We start from the raw sequence: 20,407 nt of genomic DNA, 5'->3' as shown, positions 1-20,407 counted from the left end.
CTTCAATGATCCGTCAGTTCATCCACCGACCCGTGCTGTCGATGGTCATCTCCATCATCCTCACCTTCCTGGGGCTGCTGGCTTTGTACCAACTCCCCATCACCCAGTTTCCCAGCATCGCGCCGCCGGAGGTGAACGTGACCGTGGAGTACATCGGTGCCAATGCCGAGACTCTGACCAAGGCCGCCATCGTCCCCCTGGAGCGGTCGATCAACGGTGTGCCTGGCATGAAGTACATGTCCTCGCGGGCGGCCAATGACGGTGTCGGTGTCATTTCGATCGTCTTTGAAGCAGGCACCGACCCGGATGTGGCGGCGGTGAATGTGCAAAATCGCGTGAACAAAATGATGGGTGAGCTGCCCGAGGAAGTCATCAAGGCCGGGGTCCAGATCGCCAAGGAGGAGAAGGCCATGCTGATGTATCTCGACATCACCAGCACCAATCCTGAACTCGATGAAATGTTTTTGTACAATTTTGCCGACATCAACATTCTTACGGAACTAAAACGAATCGATGGGGTGGGTTTTGCGAAGATCATTGGTGTCCGGGAATACGCCATGCGCATCTGGCTCAAGCCGGACAAAATGCTGGCCTACAACGTCTCGACCGAGGACGTGCTGCAGGCCTTGAAAGAGCAGAACGTCGAGGCCGCGCCTGGGAAGGTGGGTGAAAGCTCGGACAAGACCGAGCCGCACCTGCAGTATGTGGTGCGCTATGCTGGCAAATATCGGAGCCAGGAAGACTATGAAAAAATCCCCATCCGCTCCACGGACGAGGGCCAGGTACTGCGCATCCGCGACATCGCCGAGGTTGAATTCAGCACCCTTTACTTCGACGCGGTGACGCGGTTCAACGGCAGGCCCACGGCGGCGCTGATGCTGAAGCAACTGCCAGGTTCCAATGCCAACGAGGTCATCGCCAGCATCAAGCAGCGCATGGCCGAGATCAAAGAGGCCACCTTTCTGCAGGGCATGGACTATGACATCAGCTATGATGTCTCGCGCTTTCTTGACGCCTCGCTGCATGAGGTGATGCGCACGCTCGCGGAGGCTTTCCTGCTCGTGTCGCTGGTCACGTTTATTTTCCTTCAGGACTGGCGCTCCACCCTGATCCCGGTGATTGCCGTGCCCGTCTCCTTGATTGGCACCTTTTTCTTCATGCAGTTGCTGGGCTTTTCGCTGAACCTGATCACGCTGCTGGCCCTGGTGCTGGCCATCGGCATCGTGGTGGACGGGGCCATCGTGGTCGTGGAGGCGGTGCATGCGAAGATGGAAAGCACGGGATTAGGGCCGCTCCAGGCCACCGAGGAGGCCATGAACGAGATCGGCGGAGCCATCATTGCCATCACGCTGGTGATGGCCGCCGTCTTTGTACCCGCCTCCTTCATGTCAGGCCCCTCGGGCATCTTCTACCAGCAGTTCTCCCTCACGATGGCGATTGCTATCGTGCTCTCCGGCGTGGTCGCGCTCACGCTCACACCTGCGCTTTGCGCCTTGATGTTGAAAAACATGCATCACACGCCCAAAAAGAAGAACCTTCTAAACAGCTTCTTCGGCCTCTTCAATCGCAGCTATAACCGGGTCTCCGGCGTGTACACCCGTTGGATCACTGCACTGGCTAGCAGGCGTCTCCTGAGCTGGGGTGTCCTCCTGGGCTTCTGCGCCGCCATGGTGCTGGTGGGTGGCAGACTGCCTTCCGGCTTCATTCCCAGTGAGGATCAGGGAGCGTTTTACGTGGGTGTCACCACCCCCGCTGGCTCGACGCTGGAACGCACCAAGGCCGTAGTGGATGAGATCCAGCTTTGCTGCAAAGAGATTCCCGCCATCGCCTCGGTCTCCACGCTCGCGGGCACCAACATCATCACCGACGCCAGCGGCGCAACGTATGGCGCCTGCCTGATCAACCTGACCCCATGGAATGAACGCACCGAATCTGTCAGCACAGTGATGGCTGAACTCCTCCGCAAAACCCGGCACATCAAAGACGCCGAGATCGAGCTGTTCTCCCCCCCCGCCGTCCCGGGCTACGGCAACGCGAGCGGATTCGAGCTGCGACTGCTGGACCGCACCGGGGCCGGCAATTTCAAAACCATGGAAAGCGTGACCGAAAAGTTCATCGCCGATCTGCAGGCACGGCCCGAGATCGCAAACGCCTTCACCAGTTTCGACGCCAGCTTCCCACAGTACCTGCTGCATGTGGACAGCGACATTGCCGCGCAAAAGGGCGTGACCACCCACAATGTGATGAGCACGCTGCAAACCCTGCTTGGCAGCAACTATGCGACCAATTTCATTCGCTTCGGGCAGTTGTACAAGGTCATCGTACAGGCGCTGCCGGAGTATCGCGCACGACCGGAGGACATCCTGAAACTCCATGTCCGAAACAAACTCGGGGAGATGGTGAAGCTCGATACATTTGTGAAGCTGGAAAAAGTCTATGGGGTGGACCAGGTCACACGCTATAACATGTTCAATTCGGCTGAGATCAATGGCGAACCCGCAGCCGGATTCAGCAGCGGCGCCGCCATCCAGGCCATCCAGGAAACGGCCAAGGAAAAGCTGCCACAAGGTTTTGGCATCGACTGGGCGGGCATCACCCGGGATCAGATTCAGGCGGGGAATCAGGCGGTGTTCATCTTCATGATCTGTCTGGCCTTTGTCTATCTGCTGCTCGCCGCCCAGTACGAAAGCTTTCTTCTCCCGTTGCCGGTCATTCTCTCACTGCCCACGGGACTGGTTGGCGCGTTTGCGCTGCTGCTGGCGATGGGTCTGGAAAACAACATCTATTCACAGGTGTCCATGATCATGCTGATCGGCCTTCTCGGGAAGAATGCGATCCTGGTCGTTGAGTTTGCCATCCAGCGGCAGCATGAAGGCCGCTCCCCATTGCGTGCGGCCGTAGAGAGCGCAACCTCCCGCCTGCGCCCGATCCTCATGACTTCGATCGCTTTTGTCGCCGGGCTCAGTCCGCTCATGCTGGCCTCTGGCGTCGGGGCCACCGGCAATCGCACCATCGGTGCCGCAGCGGTCGGCGGCATGATCTTCGGCACCGTGTTCGGCATGCTGATCATTCCTGGACTCTACGTCATTTTTGCCTCCCTCACACTGAAACCCAAATCACCCGAAGCACCGCAACATGCGTGAGACCCTGCACCTAAACTGGCCGTTCCTGAGCGCCTGCATTTCGTTCATGACGCTGACGTTCACCAGCTGCGAAGATCTGCGCCGCCATGGCAAAAAAGCGGAGCAGTCACCGGACAAAACCGCTTCATTCACCGGCGTCAGCCAGTGGCGGAAACACTTCACTGATCCCCGGTTGCAGGCCCTCACTGACAAGGCCCTGGACAACAACCGCGACCTCAAAATTGCGCTCCAGCGCATTGAGATGGCAAAGGCTCAAATCACCGCCGCTCGCAGTGTGCTGGCCCCCAGGGTCTCAGGCGTGGCTGGCGCTGGGGTTCAACGTTTTGGCCTCTACACCATGGACGGCGCCGGCAACAGCACCACACCCATCTATGACGGGCGCATCGTCCCGCGGGACATTCAGGACTACACCATCGGTTTGCAGACGAGCTGGGAAATAGATCTCTGGGGAAAACTGCGGAGCAAAAAAGCATCCGCCACCGCACGCCTGCTCGCCAGCGTGGAAGGCAGGAATCTGGTGCAGACACATCTGATCGCCGAACTGGCCACCGCCTACTACGAACTGCTGGCCCTGGATGCCGAGATCACCAACATCGATGAGACCATCAAAATCCAGCGTGATGCTCTGGAGACGGTGCAGACCCAAAAACAGGCAGGGTCCGCCAATGAACTGGCCGTTCAGCAGTTCGAGGCGCTCTTGTTCAACCTTCAGGGCATGCGGCTGGACACTCAGCAGCAGATCGTGGAGCAGGAAGGCATCATCTGCACCCTGCTGGGTGATCCGCAGCGGCCCATCGCACGCAACCGGTCGTCCCTGATGAACTCCAAACTGCCGCAGTTGTCCTCCAGTGTGCCGTCTGACATGCTCAAAAACCGGCCCGACATCCGCCGGGCGGAATTCGAACTCGTGGCTTCCAAAGCCGATGTGAAGGCGGCCAGGGCGGCCTTCCTGCCTTCGGTGTCCATCAATGGCGTGCTGGGTCTCCAGGCCTTCCAAAGCAATCTTTTGCTCAACGTCCATTCCGCCACCTACTCAGCACTGGGCGGACTGGTGGCCCCGTTGATCAATCGCAAGGCGATTCAAGCCGAGTTTGATCACGCCAATGCCGCCCAATTGGAAGCGCTCAACACCTATCAGCAGTCCATCGTGAACGGCTACGTGGAGGTGCACAACCAGCTGGCCTTCATCCGCATTTTAAAGGATCTCCAGGCGCTGAAGACCAAGGAGGTGCACCTCCTCATCGAATCTGTCGGCACGGCGTCCGACCTGTTCCGCACACGCCGGGCCACCTACATCGAGGTGCTCAATGCGCAGCAGAACGCCCTGAAGGCGCGGCTGCAGCTGATCGGTGTGACCAAGCGGCAGTTTCAGGTGCAGGCCAATCTGTATCGTGCCCTGGGAGGAGGCTGACGAGATGGCCGCCAATTTCGTGCTTGGCGGCAGACAGGCGTTTTGATAGCCTCGTCTCACATCCCGAATATGAACACTGCCATCGTCATCCGCATCTGTGTCATCACGCTCGTACTTTTGGTCATCGCTTTGATCTGGAGCTTCGTGAAGGATGCCGGGGACGGCATGAAGCTCGTGTTTGTGATTTTGCTGGGACTGTCAGGCGGGCTCCTGGCCGTGAAGTATTTCATCCCATGGCTTGGAGATCTGATGGGGGAGGCCGTCTTCTCGTCCGGCGAGAAGGTGGAGCAGGATCACATGACCAAAGCAGCAGCCCGCATCGCCCAGGGCGACTACCCCGGAGCAATCGAGCACTATGAAAAAATGCTCGAAGAAAAGCCTGACGACCCCTTCCCTGTCGCTGAAATCGCCAAGATCCATGCTGAGCGTCTGCATGATCCACAAACCGCATTGAAAGTGCTGGAAGAGCATCTGCAAAGCAAGGACTGGCCGGTCGATGATGCCGCCTTCATCATGTTTCGCATTGCCGACGTGCATCTGACTCACCGGCATGATTTTGAAGCAGCGCGCGACATGCTGGAACAGATCATCGGTAACTTCCCAAACACCCGTCACAGTGCCAATGCGCACCACCGCATGAGTGAACTCGAACAAATGCAGTACAAGCTGCTGATGGAGCAGCGCACCAAGTCGGTCGCCGCCGGCTCATAGAAGGCCTGATCGTTTCAATACCAGCAGCCGATGCTCGAGAAGCTCCAGCTTTGGACCCGGGTCAATCCGTTGCTGACGCTGGCGCTTGCGGCCTTAGGCGGCATCCTCGCCGCTGAGATGGGATGGCTGCCCGCGCATGGCGGGTGGCTCCTCACGGTCACAGCGGCGCTGCTTGGCGTGGCGCTCATCAACGGGCGTGCATGGCTGCTGCTCCCCGGCGCAGCGCTGGTCTTCGCGTTCATCCATGCCTCGCGCATGGACGAAACATTCCACCACCCGCTGCGCCTGGCCCTCCAGCAGCTGGACAAGCCGGTGCCAGCGACGATTCGCGGCAGCCTGCTGCCAGAATTCGACACCTCGCCGGACGAGCGCACCCATGCGCTCTGCACCACGCAGAAAATCGAGATTCCAGCAGCAGGGATCGTGATCGAACAAACCGCATCGTTGCTCGTGCGGCTGCCCAAAGGCGTGCGCTTTCCAGGCGCTGGGATGTTTGAACTCCGCGGCAGCATTTACCTGCCTCGCACCGCCTCCAATCCTGGCACCTTCGACGCACAGGAGTACTCCCTGCGCATGGGGCGCGTGGCCCGTTTTGACATCGACCACATGCAGCGCCTCAGCGGCAGTGGCGAGGCATGGTGGTGCGCCTTTTTGGAGCGTGCGGAAAATTGCAGGCGCTGGATCAGCACACAGCTCACCCAGGATCTCGAAGAAGACCCGCAAACCGTCGCCGTGCTCCGTGCCATGGCGCTGGGAGTCTCGGCCGAGGCGGATGATGAAATCGAAGATGCGTTTCGCAACAGCGGCACGCTGCATGTCTTTGCTGTCAGCGGCCTGCATGTGGGCCTCCTCGGCGTCATCGTGCTCATGCTGATGCGGCAGACCGGAACACCGCGCGGCATGTCGCTGTGGATTGTTATTTTCGTCGTGTTTGCCTATGCCTTTGTCACCGGCTGGCGCCCCTCGGCGGCACGCGCTGCGTTCATGGTGGCCATCTACATGAGCGCCACGTTGATGGACCGTGAATCGTCTCTGCAAAACAGCCTCGGCGCCGCTGCACTGCTGCTGCTGGCCACCGACTCGAATCAGCTTTTCATGCCGGGGTTTCAGCTCTCGTTCGGCGTCCTGTGGCTCAGCACCCTAGGCACCGCACCCTTGCTCAAAAGACTGCTGCCATTCACCCGGCTCGATCCCTTTTTGCCACCCCCGCTCGCCAGCTGGTCGCAGCGTTCCTGGAGCAAATGCAGACTGTGGCTCGCGACCACCTTGAGCGTGTCCTTTGCCGCATGGGTCGGCAGTCTGCCGTTCATCCTCGGTCATTTTCAATCAATCACCCCGGTGGCGGTGATCGCCAACTGCGTGCTCGTTCCGCTCTCGTCCCTGTGTCTGGGTGCCACCTGCCTGAGCCTGTGCGCAGCGGCCCTGCATTTGACGGGCGCCCAAATCATCTTCAACAACGTCAACTGGGCGCTGGCGAAGGCAATGATCGCCAGCGCCATGTGGTTCGCCGACCTGCCCGGTGCGAATTTTCATTTTCACCCCGGCACGTCCCTCACCCCAGCACCCGCCGCCTGGCACGTGCTGGAACTTCCGCACGGTGGCGCGTCGAATCATCTGCGCATCGGCACGAACCACTGGCTGTTTGACACGGGCAGTGAGGCCAGCTTCCGCCGCGTGCTGCGTCCGTATCTGCATTCCCACGGCGTGGATGCTCTCGCAGGCGTCTTCCTGAGTCATAACGACGCCGACCACATCGGCGCCATCGGCCAGGTCATCACAACGTTTGATGCGCCCACACTGTTTTGCAGCACCCAGGAGCCGGGGAGGCGTGACTCCACACGCTCCGCACTGCGACGCCTGCTCGATGAATCCCACCCGCCATCGTTGCGCAAACTGCACGTCGATGAACGAGTCACTCTCTCCGATGCCAAGGATTTCCAGATTGGAGCCATGGTGCTGTACCCGACGCAGCAGGTGCAAAACGACCGGGCAGATGATCGTGCGATGGTGCTGCGGGTCCAGCTCGGCCCCTGGCGCGTGCTATGGCTGAGCGATACCGGCTGGCGCGCTGAAAAAGCTCTCTGCTCCAGCTCCGAGGATTTGCACTGCGATGTGCTGATCCGCAGCCAGCATGAGGTGGATCTCTCCATGAGCGCGGAATTCCTGCTCAAGGCCCGACCACAGATCATTCTCAGCGGAAGTGATGCACGTGCAGTCGAAACAGCCCTGCCAGATTCACTGGTCCACCGGGCCAAAGCACAGAATATTCCGCTGCTCGACACCTGGAGCACTGGCAGCATCGACCTGCAGTTTCACCAAGACGAACTGCGCATCGTCACCAACCGCAGCAAACAGCGCTTCGTGCTGAAACAGCACTGAAGTGAAAGCACTTCTTCCAAGGCTACGGCTCCGCATCCGGCCTGGCCCCAAGCCGGGCAATGATGTCGCCCATCTTGTTGTTGCGGATGACTTCCAGCTTCACTTCACTGCCGGGTGGCTGGGTGCGGATGATCTGCAGCAAATCTGCCGGAGAGCGGAAGGCCATGCCCTGAAACTTCGTCACCACATCTCCCTGGCGCAGCCCTGCTTCAGCCGCTGGTGATTTGTCTCCGATGTCCGTCACCAGCGCACCACGCCGTGAGGTGCCCCACACAGGGTCGATCTCCACAGGTTCGCTGCTGACTTCGAGGCCAAGGTAGCCCTTTCCTGTTGAAGTGGTCACACCATTCGCCTGTTTCGCACTTTCCTTCAGCCTGGCCTGAATATCGTCCACCACCATTTTGGCTTCATTGGATGGAACGGCGAGTCCCACTCCCTGCCAGGCGCTCACCGTCGCGTCCCCCCGATAAATGGCGACGTTAATGCCGATGATCTCGCCGCGAATGTTCACCAGCGGTCCCCCGGAGTTGCCGGGATTGATCACGGTGTCCGTTTGCAGGTAGTCAAACTGGCTGTCGCTGAGATGGCGGTCGCGCGCACTGATAATGCCCTGCGTCACCGTGCCGCTGAGACCAAAGGGATTGCCCACCGCGAGCACGATCTGCCCCACGCGGGCATCATCTGAATTGGCAAAGCTCAACGCAGGAAAATCAAGACGCGGACTGTCAATTTTCAGCAGGGCGATGTCCCGCTCTTTGTTGACTCCAAGAATGAGCGTCAGATAGCTTTTATTGGCATTCGTGGTGATCTGGATGTCCGCCGCCTGCACGCCTTCGATGACATGGTAGTTAGTGACCACATGCCCCTCTTTGCTGATGATCACCCCGGACCCGAGGCTAGGCACGACCTGATCACGGGGGCCGACAAAGCCATAGTAGGAATGCCAGCTGCTCTTCCCCGGACGCACCGTCTTGGTGGTGACACTGACCACGGACGGCAGCACGGTGGCGGAAATCTTGGAAAACTCGTCATTCAGCCGGCTTAGCATGGGCACCTCTTCCAGCGCGAGTTTGGGCTTTTTCGGTGGCGTGAGTGCCGTGGGTCCCGGCTTTTCCCCCTTCAACAAATTGAGCACTCCATAGCCCTCCCTCCCGTGACGCCACCACGCAAACAGCAGCGCGGCCAGCACGAACACGGAAAGGGCAAAAAGCAGACGACGGAGGTTTTCCATGCGGCACCAATGCGCCAACGGCTGCGAACTTCAAAGTTCAATGTTAAGTGCCCCTTCCCGCCTAGCCCATCAGTCCATCGACGTCACCGAGCCTGCGATCCACCAGTGCCAGATCTGGAGCCATCTCACGGATCGCCTCCAACCCGGCAAAGGGTAAAAAGAAGCTTCAAAACAGGCCTGCGATCGTCGATAACAACAATATTTTCCATATTGGATCGGGTGGCAGCATTCTTCTTTTGATCAGCGAGGCCCATGTAAGAAACTTGCAATGCCTTGCCTCCCCCCGTGGCTTCCCGTTTGCGTCGCGGCGGCAATCCGGCATTCTAACTCCCCGCCATGTCCTCCCCCCTGCTCCGCTACTGTCCCGACCTCTACAATTACCAACGCCGCGAAACACGCCCTGTTTTGGTTGGAAACGTCCAGATCGGTGGCGGCGCGCCCGTGGTGGTTCAGAGCATGCTCACCAGTGATACACGCGACACCGAGGCCTGCGTCAAAGAAGCACTGGGCCTCGCCGAAGCCGGCTGCCAGATCGTCCGCGTCACCGCCCAGACCCGCGTCATCGCCGAAAACCTCCAGCACATCCGCGATGGCATCCGTGCCGCCGGCTGCGATGTCCCGCTGGTCGCCGACATCCACTTCAAGCCTGACGCCGCCATGGAAGCGGTGAAGTGGGTCGAAAAAGTCCGCGTGAACCCCGGCAACTATGCCGACAAAAAGAAATTCGCCGTCAAAGAATACACCGATGACGAGTACGCCGCTGAAGTGGCCTATATGGAAGAGCAGTTCGTGCCGCTGGTGAAGGACTGCCTTCGTCTGGGCCGCGCCATGCGCATCGGCACCAATCACGGATCTTTGAGCGACCGCATCATGAACCGCCATGGCGACACACCGCTCGGCATGGTCGAGAGCGCCCTCGAGTTCGCCCGCATCGCCCGTGCGCAGGGCTACCACAATTTCCTCTTCTCGATGAAGGCCAGCAATCCGAAGGTCATGATCGAGGCCTACCGCCTGCTCGTCGCGCATCTCAATCAGCTCGGCTCCGACTGGAACTATCCCATCCACCTCGGCGTCACCGAAGCGGGAGATGGCGAAGACGGCCGCATCAAGAGTGCCATCGGCATCGGCTCCCTGCTGGCAGACGGCATTGGAGACACCGTGCGCGTCTCCTTGACCGAAGACGCCATCTTCGAGATCCCCGTGGCTCAGCAGCTCGTGAAGCCCTACAACGAAGGCCTGCCCGCTCAGTTCGAGCACATTTCAAATGCACCGCAGGTGAGCTATGATCCCTTCGACTACGTGCGCCGCGAGACCGAAGTTCTCACGATCAACGGCGTCAAGGCTGGCGGTCATGAAACCGTGCCCGTCTTCACCACACGCACGAAATGGGACGCCGTCGCTCACAAGATCGACAAGTTGGGCGACTACAAGCCCGAGGTCGTCCTCGAAGACAGCGGCGTCATTGAGATCGACCCGCGTGACGATGCCGCCATCGCCAGCCTCTATGAGAGCGCCGAGGCAAAGCTCGTCACCGTCAAAGACGGCCTCAAGCTGCCCGTCATCGCCGCATACCGTCTGCTCGCCGCCAAGCTGCAGCCACGTCATTCAATCCTGCTCAAGGACACCCTGCAATCCACCGGCAGCGATGACTTCACCGAGAACCTCCTCACCGCCGCCACCAACATCGGCTCGCTCCTGTGCGATGGCATTGGCGATGCCGTGATCGTCAACGGCGAAGCCGCCCCCGGCCAGGCCCTGCGCATCAGCTACAACATCCTGCAGGCCGCCGGTGTCCGCATTTTCAAGACCGACTACGTCGCCTGCCCGAGCTGCGGCCGCACGCTCTTCAACCTGCAAACAACCACGCAGAAAATCCGCGCCGCCACCGGTCACCTCAAAGGCGTGCGCATCGCCGTCATGGGCTGCATCGTCAACGGCCCCGGAGAAATGGCCGACGCCGACTTCGGCTACGTCGGCGGCGCCCCCGAGAAGATCAATCTCTACGTCGGCAAGACCGCCGTGAAGTTCAACATCCCCGAAGGCGAAGCCGTCGAGCGCCTCATCGACCTCATCAAGGAACACGGCCGCTGGTTTGATGCACCGCCCGCCACCGCCTGACCGCCTCCGCATTTGACTCAAACGCGAACTCACCCAGCGGCACTTCATCCAGCGGGCAGGCCAGAAACTCCGACACCTCCGAGGCCTGCATCACCACGTTGCTGAAGTCCGGCACGCGAGCGATGTAGCAGAGATCCAGCGTGGGCCAGCTGTAGCCTTGAAACAGGTAGCGATTGTTGAGCGTGCAGAGGTAGGTGAAGGCGCTCGCCGGCAGTTCAATGCCCACCTCTTCATGCGTTTCTCTTGCGGCGGCCATCTCGCCGCTTTCTTCAGGCTCAATGACACCGCCCGGCAGGCCTAGCAGGCCGAAGCCAGGCTCATGCGCGCGACGAATGATGAGCACACGATCCTGCGCATCGAGAAGGAGAGCCACAGCGGCCGGGATCGGCGTGATGAAATGACGAAAGCCGCAGGCGACACAGACAAACTCGCGGTCACTCTTGGGTATCCAGTCGTCCTTGCCGCAGTCGCTGCAAAATTTGAAGGGGGATTCAGCCATGAGCCTTTCCCTGCCGCCGATGCGCATTCCATGCCAGCAGAAACACCAGCACACACGCGGCTTTCAGCACAAAAAGCCACCAAGGCTCCCACCACGCCCCCGTTTGCACCTCGATGAGATCTGAGACACCAAAGCACGCAAAGGCCACGGGCAGCAGCCAGCGCCAGGGCCGCTTCATCCTCAGCCGCAGGGCCAGAGCCAGCGCAATAATGAGCCACAGCCCGGCCTCGCCATAGTTAAACACGGCATGCAGTGACAGCGGGACCTCTTCGTTCATGCATAAACATTCCCCGCCAAACTCTCGCGGGCAAGGTCACGCCAGAATATAATTCTCGATAACGCTTCTTGGCTTGGTTGACATGATTTGTCAGAATTCACGTTAATTCTGAGCATGAGTACCAACCTCCTTCAGTCTTGGCTGCGCCTTCCCAACGGGGAGCGTCATGATCTGAACGGCACCTGCTCCATCGGCCGTGCGCCGGACAATTCCATCCCGTTGGCCGACAGCGAAGTCTCGCGCCGCCACGCAATCATCCAGGCGCAGGGAGAACGCGAATACTGGCTGGTCGATCTCGGCAGCGCAAACGGCACCTATGTCAACGGCCGCCGCATTTCACAGTCGGTGCGTCTGCACAACGGGGACATCATCCGCGTCGCCAGCAACGAACTGGAGTTTTCCTTCGAGATCCTCAGCGCCATGCATCCGGTGGGCCAGCAGGTCATGGACTCGACCATGATCCACATCCGCCAGGCGCAGTGCTGGCTCATGGTGGCGGACATCATCGGCTCCACCCAGCTCTCACAAACACTCCCCGGTGCGCAGTTCCCACGCATGACCGGCAGTTGGTTCAAGAACTGCCGACAAATCATCGACGAATGCGGTGGCCACATGTCCAAATATCTCGGCGACGGATTCTTCTGCTACTGGGACGATACCGAGGACAGCGCCATCCAGGTGCGCCAGGCCGTGTCCAGGTTGCATGAAGCCCAGCTCGCGGCCAATCCACCTTTCCGCTTCGTGCTGCATTTCGGCCCCGCCATGCTCGGCACCGTGCCGACCATGAATGAGCTCAACCTCCACGGCCCCGAGGTGAACTTCGTCTTCCGCGTCGAAAAAGTGGCTGCCACGCAAAAGCAAAAAGTCCTCTTCACCGAAGCCGCCGTCAAACGCATGGTGGCGGAGAAGGAAGTTCGGCTTGTGTGCGAATGCGCCGTGGAAGGCTTTTCGAAGACCTACCCCTTTTACACACTGGTCGCGTGAAGCGGCGAGCCCCCTTCATCAATCCACCGCACTCGCCGTGCCATCGGCCTGCTCCGGCTCAGACGGCAGCAGCATCGCCACAGCAGCGGAGGGAATGAACAGAAAACCGGCGTAAAGCAGCGCGGTGCGGAAGTCTCCGACCTTCACAAAGATGCCAAAAAACACCGTGCCACCTGCAGCGACGATTCGTCCGATGTTGTAGCAGAAGCCGGAGCCTGTCGTGCGCAGCAGCACGGGAAACAGCGGCGGCAGGCACATGGTGAAGAGGCCAAACACCCCCTGGCAGGCCCCAATGATGGCAAACTGCCATTTCGTGGCCTCCCAGCTCCAGACCTGGGAGAAGGAGAGATACATGATGGCAAAGTAGGCCAGCATCATGCCGACGATGGTGTTGCGATACCCAAAGATCTTCGCCAGACCGCCGTTGAGGAAGTTGCCGATCAGCGAGCCAAACATGATCCACATCAGCGCCGTGACGACAGCGGCATCCTTGCCAGATTTGTCCAGCGAAGCGACTTCAGCGAGGCTCAGCACATGCTTCTGCTGCCAGAAGAGGAAGGTCCAGTGCGCAGTCAATGACACGGCGCAGATGAGCATCACTCGCCACGTCACCCCGCGCACAGCAGGGCTGAAGAGATCGCCGATCTTGGGCACCGCCTGGCCCTCACGGGCCTGCGTCCACTCCTCAGTCTCCGGCACCGCTTTGCGAATCCACAGCGTGATCAATGCCGGCAGAATCCCGATGAGGAAAATGTAGCGCGGCTCCCGGCCCGCCAGCAGGTATCCGGCAAAGCACGCCAGCAGCACACCGCAGTTCACCGCACTTTGCAGCGTGGCGGCAATCCATGGGCGCCATTTCTTCGGCCACGTCTCCGAAAGCAACGAGGCGCCCACCGCCCACTCACCGCCGATGCCCAGCGCTGCAAGGAAGCGGAAGATCATGAGATGCCACCACGTCTGAGCAAAGAAGGACAGACCCGTGAAGCAGGCATAGGTCAAAATCGTGAGCGTCAGCGCCCGGCTGCGGCCCAGCACATCGCCAATGCGGCCAAAGAACGCGCCACCCACCGCCCAGCCGACCAGGAACGCGGCCTGAATGATGGAGCCATGCATGCCGACCGTGGGATTGTCCTCCGGCACCATCATCAGCTGCGCCACAAAGGCCGTCGCCACCAGCGTGTAGAGATGCATGTCGAGGCCGTCAAACATCCAGCCCAGCCATGCGGCGAGCCCGGAACGGCGTTGTTGCGGCGACAGGTCGCGCAGACGGGTGATGTCAGGAGTGGCTGGGTGGCTCATGCGGGCGCGAGTCTTTCGCAGCCGGGCCGGAATGGCAAGCACGGATCACCGGCTCTTCGCCAGCTTGTTGTACTTCTCCACCAGTTCGTTGAACTCCCTCGTACGGGCATTGAGCTTCGAGATCGCGTCATTGCGCTCCTCCACCAGCTGCTTGAGCAGCTCGTTCTGCTTCTCCATCGCGCTGTTCTGCGTGGTGACGACGCTGTTGTGGCTTTTGATTGCATCCGCGCCCTTGCCAAACGCGAGCTGCGTCGCCTCAAGGCCATGCTGAAGCTGCCGCAGCTCGCGCATGTAGATGGCGATGGTGATGCCGCGTGCCACGGAGTCGGCGGAAAGATCTTTGTATTCACGGGAGACCTCGACCAGCCGGGCCTCCACTTCAGCGCGCAGTTCCGTCAGACGGGCGATCTCCTTTTCATACTCCCGCACCTTGCGCTCCGCTTCGATGCGCAGGCTGTTTTCAGCTTCGAGACGTTTGACGAGATCCAGGATGTGACCGCGCAGACGGTCCTCGCGCTGCCATTGCACGATGCAAACGGCGCAGAGCCCCAGCGAGATGACAACCAGCAGCGTGGTGAGCAGGCGCTTCATGGGTCAGAGGGACGGCTTGGCCGCATTCGCAGGTTTGACGTTGAAGGCCACCTTGGTGAAGCCCACCCGCTTCGCGGCATCGAGCACTTTCACGAGATCGGCGTACCTCGTGTTTTGATCGGCGCTGATGTACACCGGCGTGGCTGGGTCCTTGCCGAAACGCTCGGCCAGTTTGCGATCCATTTCAGGCAGTGTGGTGGCGGTCTTGTCGAAAAACACATCCCCCGTGGCGTTCACCGCGAGGTTGATCATGTCCGGCTTGAAGTCGGACTGCGCAGAAGAGGCGACGGGCAGGTTGACCTTGATGGTCTGCTGCTTGCTCATGGTGAGGCTGACCATCATGAAGGAGGCCAGCAGGAAGAACATCACGTCAATGAGCGGGATGATTTCCAGCCGCGTCTTTCGTTCGGGCAATGGCGAATGTAGTTTCACGGTGGGATCAGGCCTTCGGAGTGGCTTTGTCAAATCCGTGCTGCACAGCAAGAATCAGCACGTTGTTGGCTGCGGCTTCGAGGTCAAACTTCAGAGCGGCAAGGCGTGCATGGAAGTAGTTCATCGGCACCAGCGTGCCGATAGCGATGCCGAGGCCGGCTGCCGTGGCGATGAGCGCCTCGCCAATGCCGCCCGTGACCTTTTCCACCGCGAGTTCGCTGCCACCGATGCTGGTGAAGCTGCCCATGATGCCGGTCACGGTCCCAAGCAGCCCAAGCAGCGGCGCGAGCGTGACGATCGTGTCCATCGCACTCAGGTAGCGGCCGGCGTCACGCAGTTCCTGCCCGGCAGCCACTTCCAGCGCACCCTGCATGCTGGTGTGGCGGTGATTGAGCCCGTGATGAATCATGCGCACCACAGGATCACCCGAGCTGGCGGAAATCGCGATGGCTTTCGTGAGGTCTCCCGCCTCCAGTTTTTCATAGACTTCATCCAGCTGCTTGGTGGAGCGCTTGGCGGTAAAGCGCAGCCACCAGAACACACGCTCCACAAAGATGCAGACAGCCACAACCGTGACCACTGCGATGGGATACATGATGGGTCCCCCTTTGTGAAAGAGATCGACGACAGCGTTGGCGAGTATGGGCATGATTAGAATCGGAGATGGCGGATGAGAAACTGTTTCAATTCAGACGGAAGGTGAGCGGCAGGGTGTAGCGGTGTGACGCGCCTGCAGGCCAGCGCCAGTTGCGGCGCACCCATGAGGCCGCATACTCGTCCAAGGAACTGAACCCGGTGCTGCCGATGACGCTGACGCCCTCGACCGATCCCGAAGGCCCCACGCTGATGCTCAGGCGCACGGTTCCCTGCATGCCGGAACTGCGTGCAAAATCCGGGTAGGAGGGCTGCGGAAATTTGCCTTTGCCGCCGCTGCCTGAGGTACCGCTGCCGCCGGCGGTGCCTGCCTGCGATGTGCCGGAGCGTGTGCCCCCGCTGCTGGCCACCGGAGCGCTGCTCGGGCGCGATGGAGACGTGGGCGTCTGCCGCTTCACGGGGTCGACGGGACGCAATGCATCCTCAATCTTCGGCGCGGTGGGGATGGCAAAAACGTCCTCCATTGTCATCGCCTCGGCGATCTCCGGCAGATCAAGCGTTTCCGGCGGTGTCTCAATGGCCTCAGGAATCTCCACCGGCAGCACGGGCTCGATTTCAGCGGATGGCTCTTCATTGGCCTCCATCGCCAGCAGCTCGGCCATGGAGGTTTCCACCATCGGCAGCTCAGTGGATTCATCGAGGTCTTCCAGCGTTTTCAGATGAATCGGCGGCAAATCGGCGGCGAACATGCCGATGACCCCCACCGTCAAAAAGCTCCCCGTGATGCCCACGAGCCATGAAAGCGTAATAATCACCCGTGCGAGGCTGCTGCCACGGCGCACCACCGACGCTGCTGAAACAACAGCAGCAGAGGATCTAGGCTTGGCGTGGTCGTAGCCCATGGCGGGCAGAGGATTTAGCATGGAGGAGGTCATTGCACAAGGCAGGGTAGAATTGGAGGATGAAACGTAAGATTGGCGTGTCAACTTGCAATTGCGACTCAGTCGCATCATTGTTCACATCTTGCTGTTAATAATGCCCCAATTGCTCACCAACCCCCTGCCGAATGCCGCCCAGCCCAGTCACCAACGAGGACTCCCCAGAAGACCGCAACGCAGTGGCCAAAGTCTGGATGAAGCGCGGTATCGCCCTGCTTTCCGCCAGCAATCCCTCTGCTCTGTCGGAAGCTCTCCACTGCTTTGAGCAGGCGCTGGAGATACGTCGCACGCTGCCGTTTGAGGAGAGTTCCTGGTTCCGCTGGCTGCTCACAGCCTGCTGGATGAACCGGGGGGATGTGCTCACGCGACTGGGAAGCCCGTCCGACCTGATCGCGGCGGTGCAGAGCTTCGACGAAGCCATCTTTCACCTGCAAAAGCTGCCGCAGGAAGAAGACTCCCAGTATCGCGGACGGCTGGCGCTGGCGTGGATGAACCGCTCACTGGCTCTGCGGGCGCAAGCCACGCCTGAAAGCGTGGCTGCCGCGCTTGTTTCTCTGGACCTCGCCAATGCAGTGATCGAACAAAGTGTGACGGCCCGACTCCCCGTCAACCCGGCGCTTCTGCCGGCTTTGCTGCTCAATCGCGCTGCATTGCTGCTCGAAGTTTCACCTCCCCGCCCCCTTGAGGTGCTTGAAGTCGCTCAAGCGGTGCTAGCCTTGTGCCACCCCACAGAGCACCAGGTCCTTCAAGCTGCCGAGACCGGATTGAAAGCACGTCATGCATTCTGCCACGCCGTGGCCATGCTTCTGGAAACTCCTCCGGTGGACACCCGCCGTGCGGATGACTGGATCATGCAGGCCACGGACAAGGTGGACGAAGCCCTGCACCTCACGGCCATATGGGAGGAACTCGGCATGCCTGCTCACTTCCGTGCCTTGCGGCACGAACTGTTCCGCTATGGCTGTTCTCTGCTCCTCGCTTACCAGCCCCATTTCATGGCGGAGTTTTTGCTCGATGTGCTCGATCCCGAACAAGGCTCTCCCATGCTGGCCAAAGCTGACGACCTGTATCAGGCTGGGCTTGAAGCCCTGGATCTGGCGGCTGCGGAAATGCGGCGGCGCGGCCCCTTGGATCTGGGATTAAAAAAAATGGACCGATTGATCGACGTGCTGGAATCTCTTAGCAAGGCTGCAGAGCGGATCAAAAAGCGTTCCACTCAAGTTTAAGCAGGTTGGTTTCTGTCCTGGCGCTGCTGGCGGCACTGGGAAGGAAAAAACCAACGTCACCACAAACACAGGCAGTCAGACGGTGGACGGCGAGGAAATGGGCCTCGGCGGCGCAGCACTGCCTCCCAAGGCCCATTTCCAGTCTCCGGGAGACCACAAAAGACCGCACGTTTTGAGCAAAAAGTTTCTAGTTTCCCTGTTTGACCGCATTTGAAACTGAGACTTAATCGCAATTACATAATGAAATCGAATCTCATTAGCATTAACTAGCCATCACTTCACCAGACATTTATGCCCCACGAACTCGCCTCCCGCTTCCACCGCGCTGCTCGCAAAACAAGCCCCAAGACTCTCTCGGTCACCTCACTTCTGTGTGCCGCTGGCAGCCTGAGCGCCCAAACCGCCGCCCCCGGCACGCTCAAACCCCAGCTCGAAGAAATTCCCACCGAGATGCCCGAAGTCCTTATCGAAGCGACTGGCTCGGTTTACAATCCCCAGCGCCTTCAGTCCCCCAAGTACACCGAGCCGCTGCGCGACATCCCGCAGACCATCACGGTCATTCCCAAGGCGGTCATCGAAGACCGGGGCGCTTTCAGCCTGCGCGATGTGCTGAAAAACACGCCCGGCATTTCCATGCAAGCAGGTGAAGGCGGTGCAGTCTCCGGAGACAACCTCTCCATCCGCGGCTTCAGCGCCCGCAGTGACATCTACCTCGACGGCGTGCGCGACTACGCCAACTACAACCGCGACCCCTTCAATACGGAGCAGGTCGAAATCACCAAAGGCCCCTCCTCCTCCACCGTCGGCCGTGGCTCCACCGGGGGCTCCATCAACACCGTCAGCAAGATGGCCAACCTGACGGACTCCGTTCTCACCACGGTCAGCGGCGGCACCAGCAGTCTCTACCGCGGCACGGTGGATGTGAACCAGAAGCTCTCTGAGCACACGGCTTTCCGCCTCAACACCATGTACCATAACGCCGACACACCCGGACGTGACAACGTCTCCTCAGAGCGCTACGGCATCGCCGCATCGCTGGGCACCGGCCTTGGCACCGACACACGCTTCATGCTCAATTACCAGCGGCTGGAGGAAAGCAACGTCCCCGACTACGGCCTGCCCTGGATCCCCAACAACGGCACCTTCAGCGGCTCAGGCGCCGCACTCGCCGGCTACCAGAACCAGCCACCGCCGGGCGTCAGCTTCAACACCTTCTACGGCATCCCCGGCGTGGACTATGAAAAGATCCAGACCGATCACTTCACGGCGATCCTCGAACACGATTTCTCCGACCACGCACGCGTGCGCAATATCACACGCTACTCGCGCAGCCACCGCGACTCCGTGAGTACAGCACCGCGTCTCCGCGACACCAGTGCGGCCGCTGGCAATCAGTACACCACCGTGCTGAACCGCCAGCTCCAGCGCCGTCAGCAGTTCACCGAGATGTTCGGCAACCAGACCAATTTCGTGGCCGACTTCTCCACCGGCCCGATCAAGCACGCACTGGTCACTGGCATGGAGTTTTATCTCGAACATCAGCAGAATGCCAACGCCGCCGGCGTCGCGACCCTCACCGATTTGTATGACCCCAGCGTCATGTATTCTCCAAGCTCCTTCCCCCCGGCTGGCGCGCAGGACTTCACCGGCTCCACCTATCCCGGGCTTCCGGCCCCCACCGAGGCGTATCTGTACACCTGCTCCGCCTATGTGTTCGACACCATGAAGCTCGGCAAACACTGGGAGTTCAGCGGCGGCCTCCGCTATGACCACATGTACGCCACCGTTAGCCTGCCCGGCAACGTGCCCGGCTACGCCAACGCTGACGACCTCTTCAGTTACAAGCTCGCGCTCATCTACAAGCCCGTGAAGCAGGGCAGCATCTACTTCGGCTACGGGACTTCCTTCAATCCCACCATCGACGGCGCTTCAGGCGCGGGGTTGGGCCTCACCGCCGCCACATCCACTTTGGACCCCGAACAAACCGCCACCTTCGAGCTCGGCACCAAATGGGATGTCCTCAAGGAACGCCTGTCGCTCACGGCCGCCCTCTTCCGCTCCGAGAAAACCAACGCCCGCACCACCGATGCCTCCGGCATCACCACTCTGGGCGGGGATCAGCTGGTCCAGGGCATCGAATTCAGCATGACCGGCAGCATCACCAAAAATTGGCAGGTCTTCGCAGGCTACGCCATCATGGAGAGCGAGACCAAAGCCTCCACCACCGCTGCTGCAGTCGGTCAGTCCTTGTCGAATGCACCACCCCAGACCTTCAACCTCTGGACCACCTACAGCCTCCTGGAAAAAGCGCAGGTCGGCTTCGGTGCCCAGTATATGGGCGAGCGCACGAGCAACGACTCTTCCGCAAGCGCCCGCACCGCTCCGGGCTACTGGACCATGGACGCCATGGTCAGCTACAAGTTCTCCGAGAAAATCAGCCTCCGCCTGAACATCTACAATCTCGCCAACGAACGCTACGTCGGCAGCGTCGGCGGCGGGCAGTTCGTCCCCGGTCCGGGACGCTCCGCAGCACTCACCGCCAGCATCAAGTTTTAACCCCTTCACTTCTTCTCA

The 20,407-nt window shown here is 60.2% G+C and carries 16 protein-coding genes; 8 read left to right on the top strand and 8 right to left on the bottom strand.

Annotated elements, in window-relative coordinates:
* Window positions 1-5 precede the first annotated feature (5 nt).
* The 4 genes from ACILSL_RS04660 (at window position 6) to ACILSL_RS04645 (ending at window position 7,644) form a co-directional block, all read left to right on the top strand.
* Complete coding sequence (locus ACILSL_RS04660) at window positions 6-3,143, top strand: efflux RND transporter permease subunit (protein WP_395730837.1); 3,138 nt, start codon at window positions 6-8, stop codon at window positions 3,141-3,143.
* Window positions 3,136-4,554: an efflux transporter outer membrane subunit gene (locus ACILSL_RS04655; protein WP_395730836.1), complete on the top strand. Its 1,419-nt coding sequence runs from the start codon at window positions 3,136-3,138 to the stop codon at window positions 4,552-4,554. The genes ACILSL_RS04660 and ACILSL_RS04655 overlap by 8 nt, the downstream gene beginning before the upstream one ends.
* A 69-nt stretch (window positions 4,555-4,623) precedes the next feature.
* Window positions 4,624-5,265, top strand: a complete 642-nt coding sequence (locus ACILSL_RS04650) for a tol-pal system YbgF family protein (protein ID WP_395730835.1) — start codon at window positions 4,624-4,626, stop codon at window positions 5,263-5,265.
* A 30-nt stretch (window positions 5,266-5,295) separates the two neighbouring features.
* A complete protein-coding gene (locus tag ACILSL_RS04645; RefSeq protein ID WP_395730834.1) occupies window positions 5,296-7,644 on the top strand; it encodes a ComEC/Rec2 family competence protein in 2,349 nt (782 codons plus the stop codon).
* 22 nt (window positions 7,645-7,666) lie between these two features.
* On the opposite strand, the gene ACILSL_RS04640 is transcribed toward ACILSL_RS04645, so the two are convergent.
* Entirely contained in the window at window positions 7,667-8,875 is a 1,209-nt protein-coding gene (locus ACILSL_RS04640) for a S1C family serine protease (RefSeq protein WP_395730833.1), read from the bottom strand.
* Between the two features lie 336 nt (window positions 8,876-9,211).
* Here ACILSL_RS04640 and ispG point away from each other — a divergent pair, with 336 nt between their 5' ends.
* A complete protein-coding gene (ispG, locus tag ACILSL_RS04635; protein WP_395730832.1) occupies window positions 9,212-10,993 on the top strand; it encodes a (E)-4-hydroxy-3-methylbut-2-enyl-diphosphate synthase in 1,782 nt (593 codons plus the stop codon).
* Here the strand turns inward: ispG and ACILSL_RS04630 are convergent.
* Window positions 10,947-11,492, bottom strand: a complete 546-nt coding sequence (locus ACILSL_RS04630; RefSeq protein ID WP_395730831.1) for an NUDIX domain-containing protein — start codon at window positions 11,490-11,492, stop codon at window positions 10,947-10,949. The two genes, ispG and ACILSL_RS04630, sit on opposite strands and share 47 nt — an antisense overlap.
* A complete protein-coding gene (locus ACILSL_RS04625) occupies window positions 11,485-11,769 on the bottom strand; it encodes a hypothetical protein (RefSeq protein WP_395730830.1) in 285 nt (94 codons plus the stop codon). Before ACILSL_RS04625 ends, ACILSL_RS04630 begins: the two co-directional genes overlap by 8 nt.
* Before the next feature lie 114 nt (window positions 11,770-11,883).
* On the opposite strand from ACILSL_RS04625, the gene ACILSL_RS04620 reads away from it, so the two are divergent.
* Entirely contained in the window at window positions 11,884-12,753 is an 870-nt protein-coding gene (locus ACILSL_RS04620) for an FHA domain-containing protein (RefSeq protein WP_395730829.1), read from the top strand.
* Window positions 12,754-12,771: 18 nt separating this feature from the next.
* Here ACILSL_RS04620 and ACILSL_RS04615 read toward each other — a convergent pair whose 3' ends face one another.
* The 5 genes from ACILSL_RS04615 to ACILSL_RS04595 are packed head-to-tail and all read right to left on the bottom strand — an operon-like array spanning window position 12,772 to window position 16,592.
* The gene (locus ACILSL_RS04615; RefSeq protein WP_395730828.1) at window positions 12,772-14,052 is read right to left on the bottom strand and encodes an MFS transporter; all 1,281 of its coding nucleotides are present in this window, start codon (window positions 14,050-14,052) and stop codon (window positions 12,772-12,774) included.
* Window positions 14,053-14,097: 45 nt separating this feature from the next.
* Window positions 14,098-14,643 carry a hypothetical protein gene (locus ACILSL_RS04610; protein WP_395730827.1) on the bottom strand — a complete coding sequence of 182 codons (546 nt, stop codon included), beginning with the start codon at window positions 14,641-14,643 and terminating at the stop codon, window positions 14,098-14,100.
* A 3-nt stretch (window positions 14,644-14,646) separates the two neighbouring features.
* A complete protein-coding gene (locus ACILSL_RS04605) occupies window positions 14,647-15,075 on the bottom strand; it encodes an ExbD/TolR family protein (protein ID WP_395730826.1) in 429 nt (142 codons plus the stop codon).
* 7 nt (window positions 15,076-15,082) lie between these two features.
* Window positions 15,083-15,724 (bottom strand): MotA/TolQ/ExbB proton channel family protein, encoded by a 642-nt coding sequence (locus tag ACILSL_RS04600; RefSeq protein ID WP_395730825.1) that lies wholly within the window; start codon window positions 15,722-15,724, stop codon window positions 15,083-15,085.
* 34 nt (window positions 15,725-15,758) lie between these two features.
* Entirely contained in the window at window positions 15,759-16,592 is an 834-nt protein-coding gene (locus tag ACILSL_RS04595) for a TonB family protein (RefSeq protein WP_395730824.1), read from the bottom strand.
* Between the two features lie 143 nt (window positions 16,593-16,735).
* Here ACILSL_RS04595 and ACILSL_RS04590 point away from each other — a divergent pair, with 143 nt between their 5' ends.
* Both ACILSL_RS04590 and ACILSL_RS04585 read left to right on the top strand, forming a co-directional pair.
* The gene (locus ACILSL_RS04590) at window positions 16,736-17,833 is read left to right on the top strand and encodes a tetratricopeptide repeat protein (RefSeq protein ID WP_395730823.1); all 1,098 of its coding nucleotides are present in this window, start codon (window positions 16,736-16,738) and stop codon (window positions 17,831-17,833) included.
* A gap of 291 nt (window positions 17,834-18,124) precedes the next feature.
* The gene (locus ACILSL_RS04585) at window positions 18,125-20,389 is read left to right on the top strand and encodes a TonB-dependent receptor (RefSeq protein ID WP_395730822.1); all 2,265 of its coding nucleotides are present in this window, start codon (window positions 18,125-18,127) and stop codon (window positions 20,387-20,389) included.
* Window positions 20,390-20,407: the final 18 nt, after the last annotated feature.

Source organism: Prosthecobacter sp., from assembly GCF_044222345.1.
In the GTDB taxonomy this organism is placed as follows: Bacteria; Verrucomicrobiota; Verrucomicrobiia; order Verrucomicrobiales; family Verrucomicrobiaceae; genus Prosthecobacter.
This window is presented reverse-complemented; position numbering and strand designations above follow the sequence as displayed.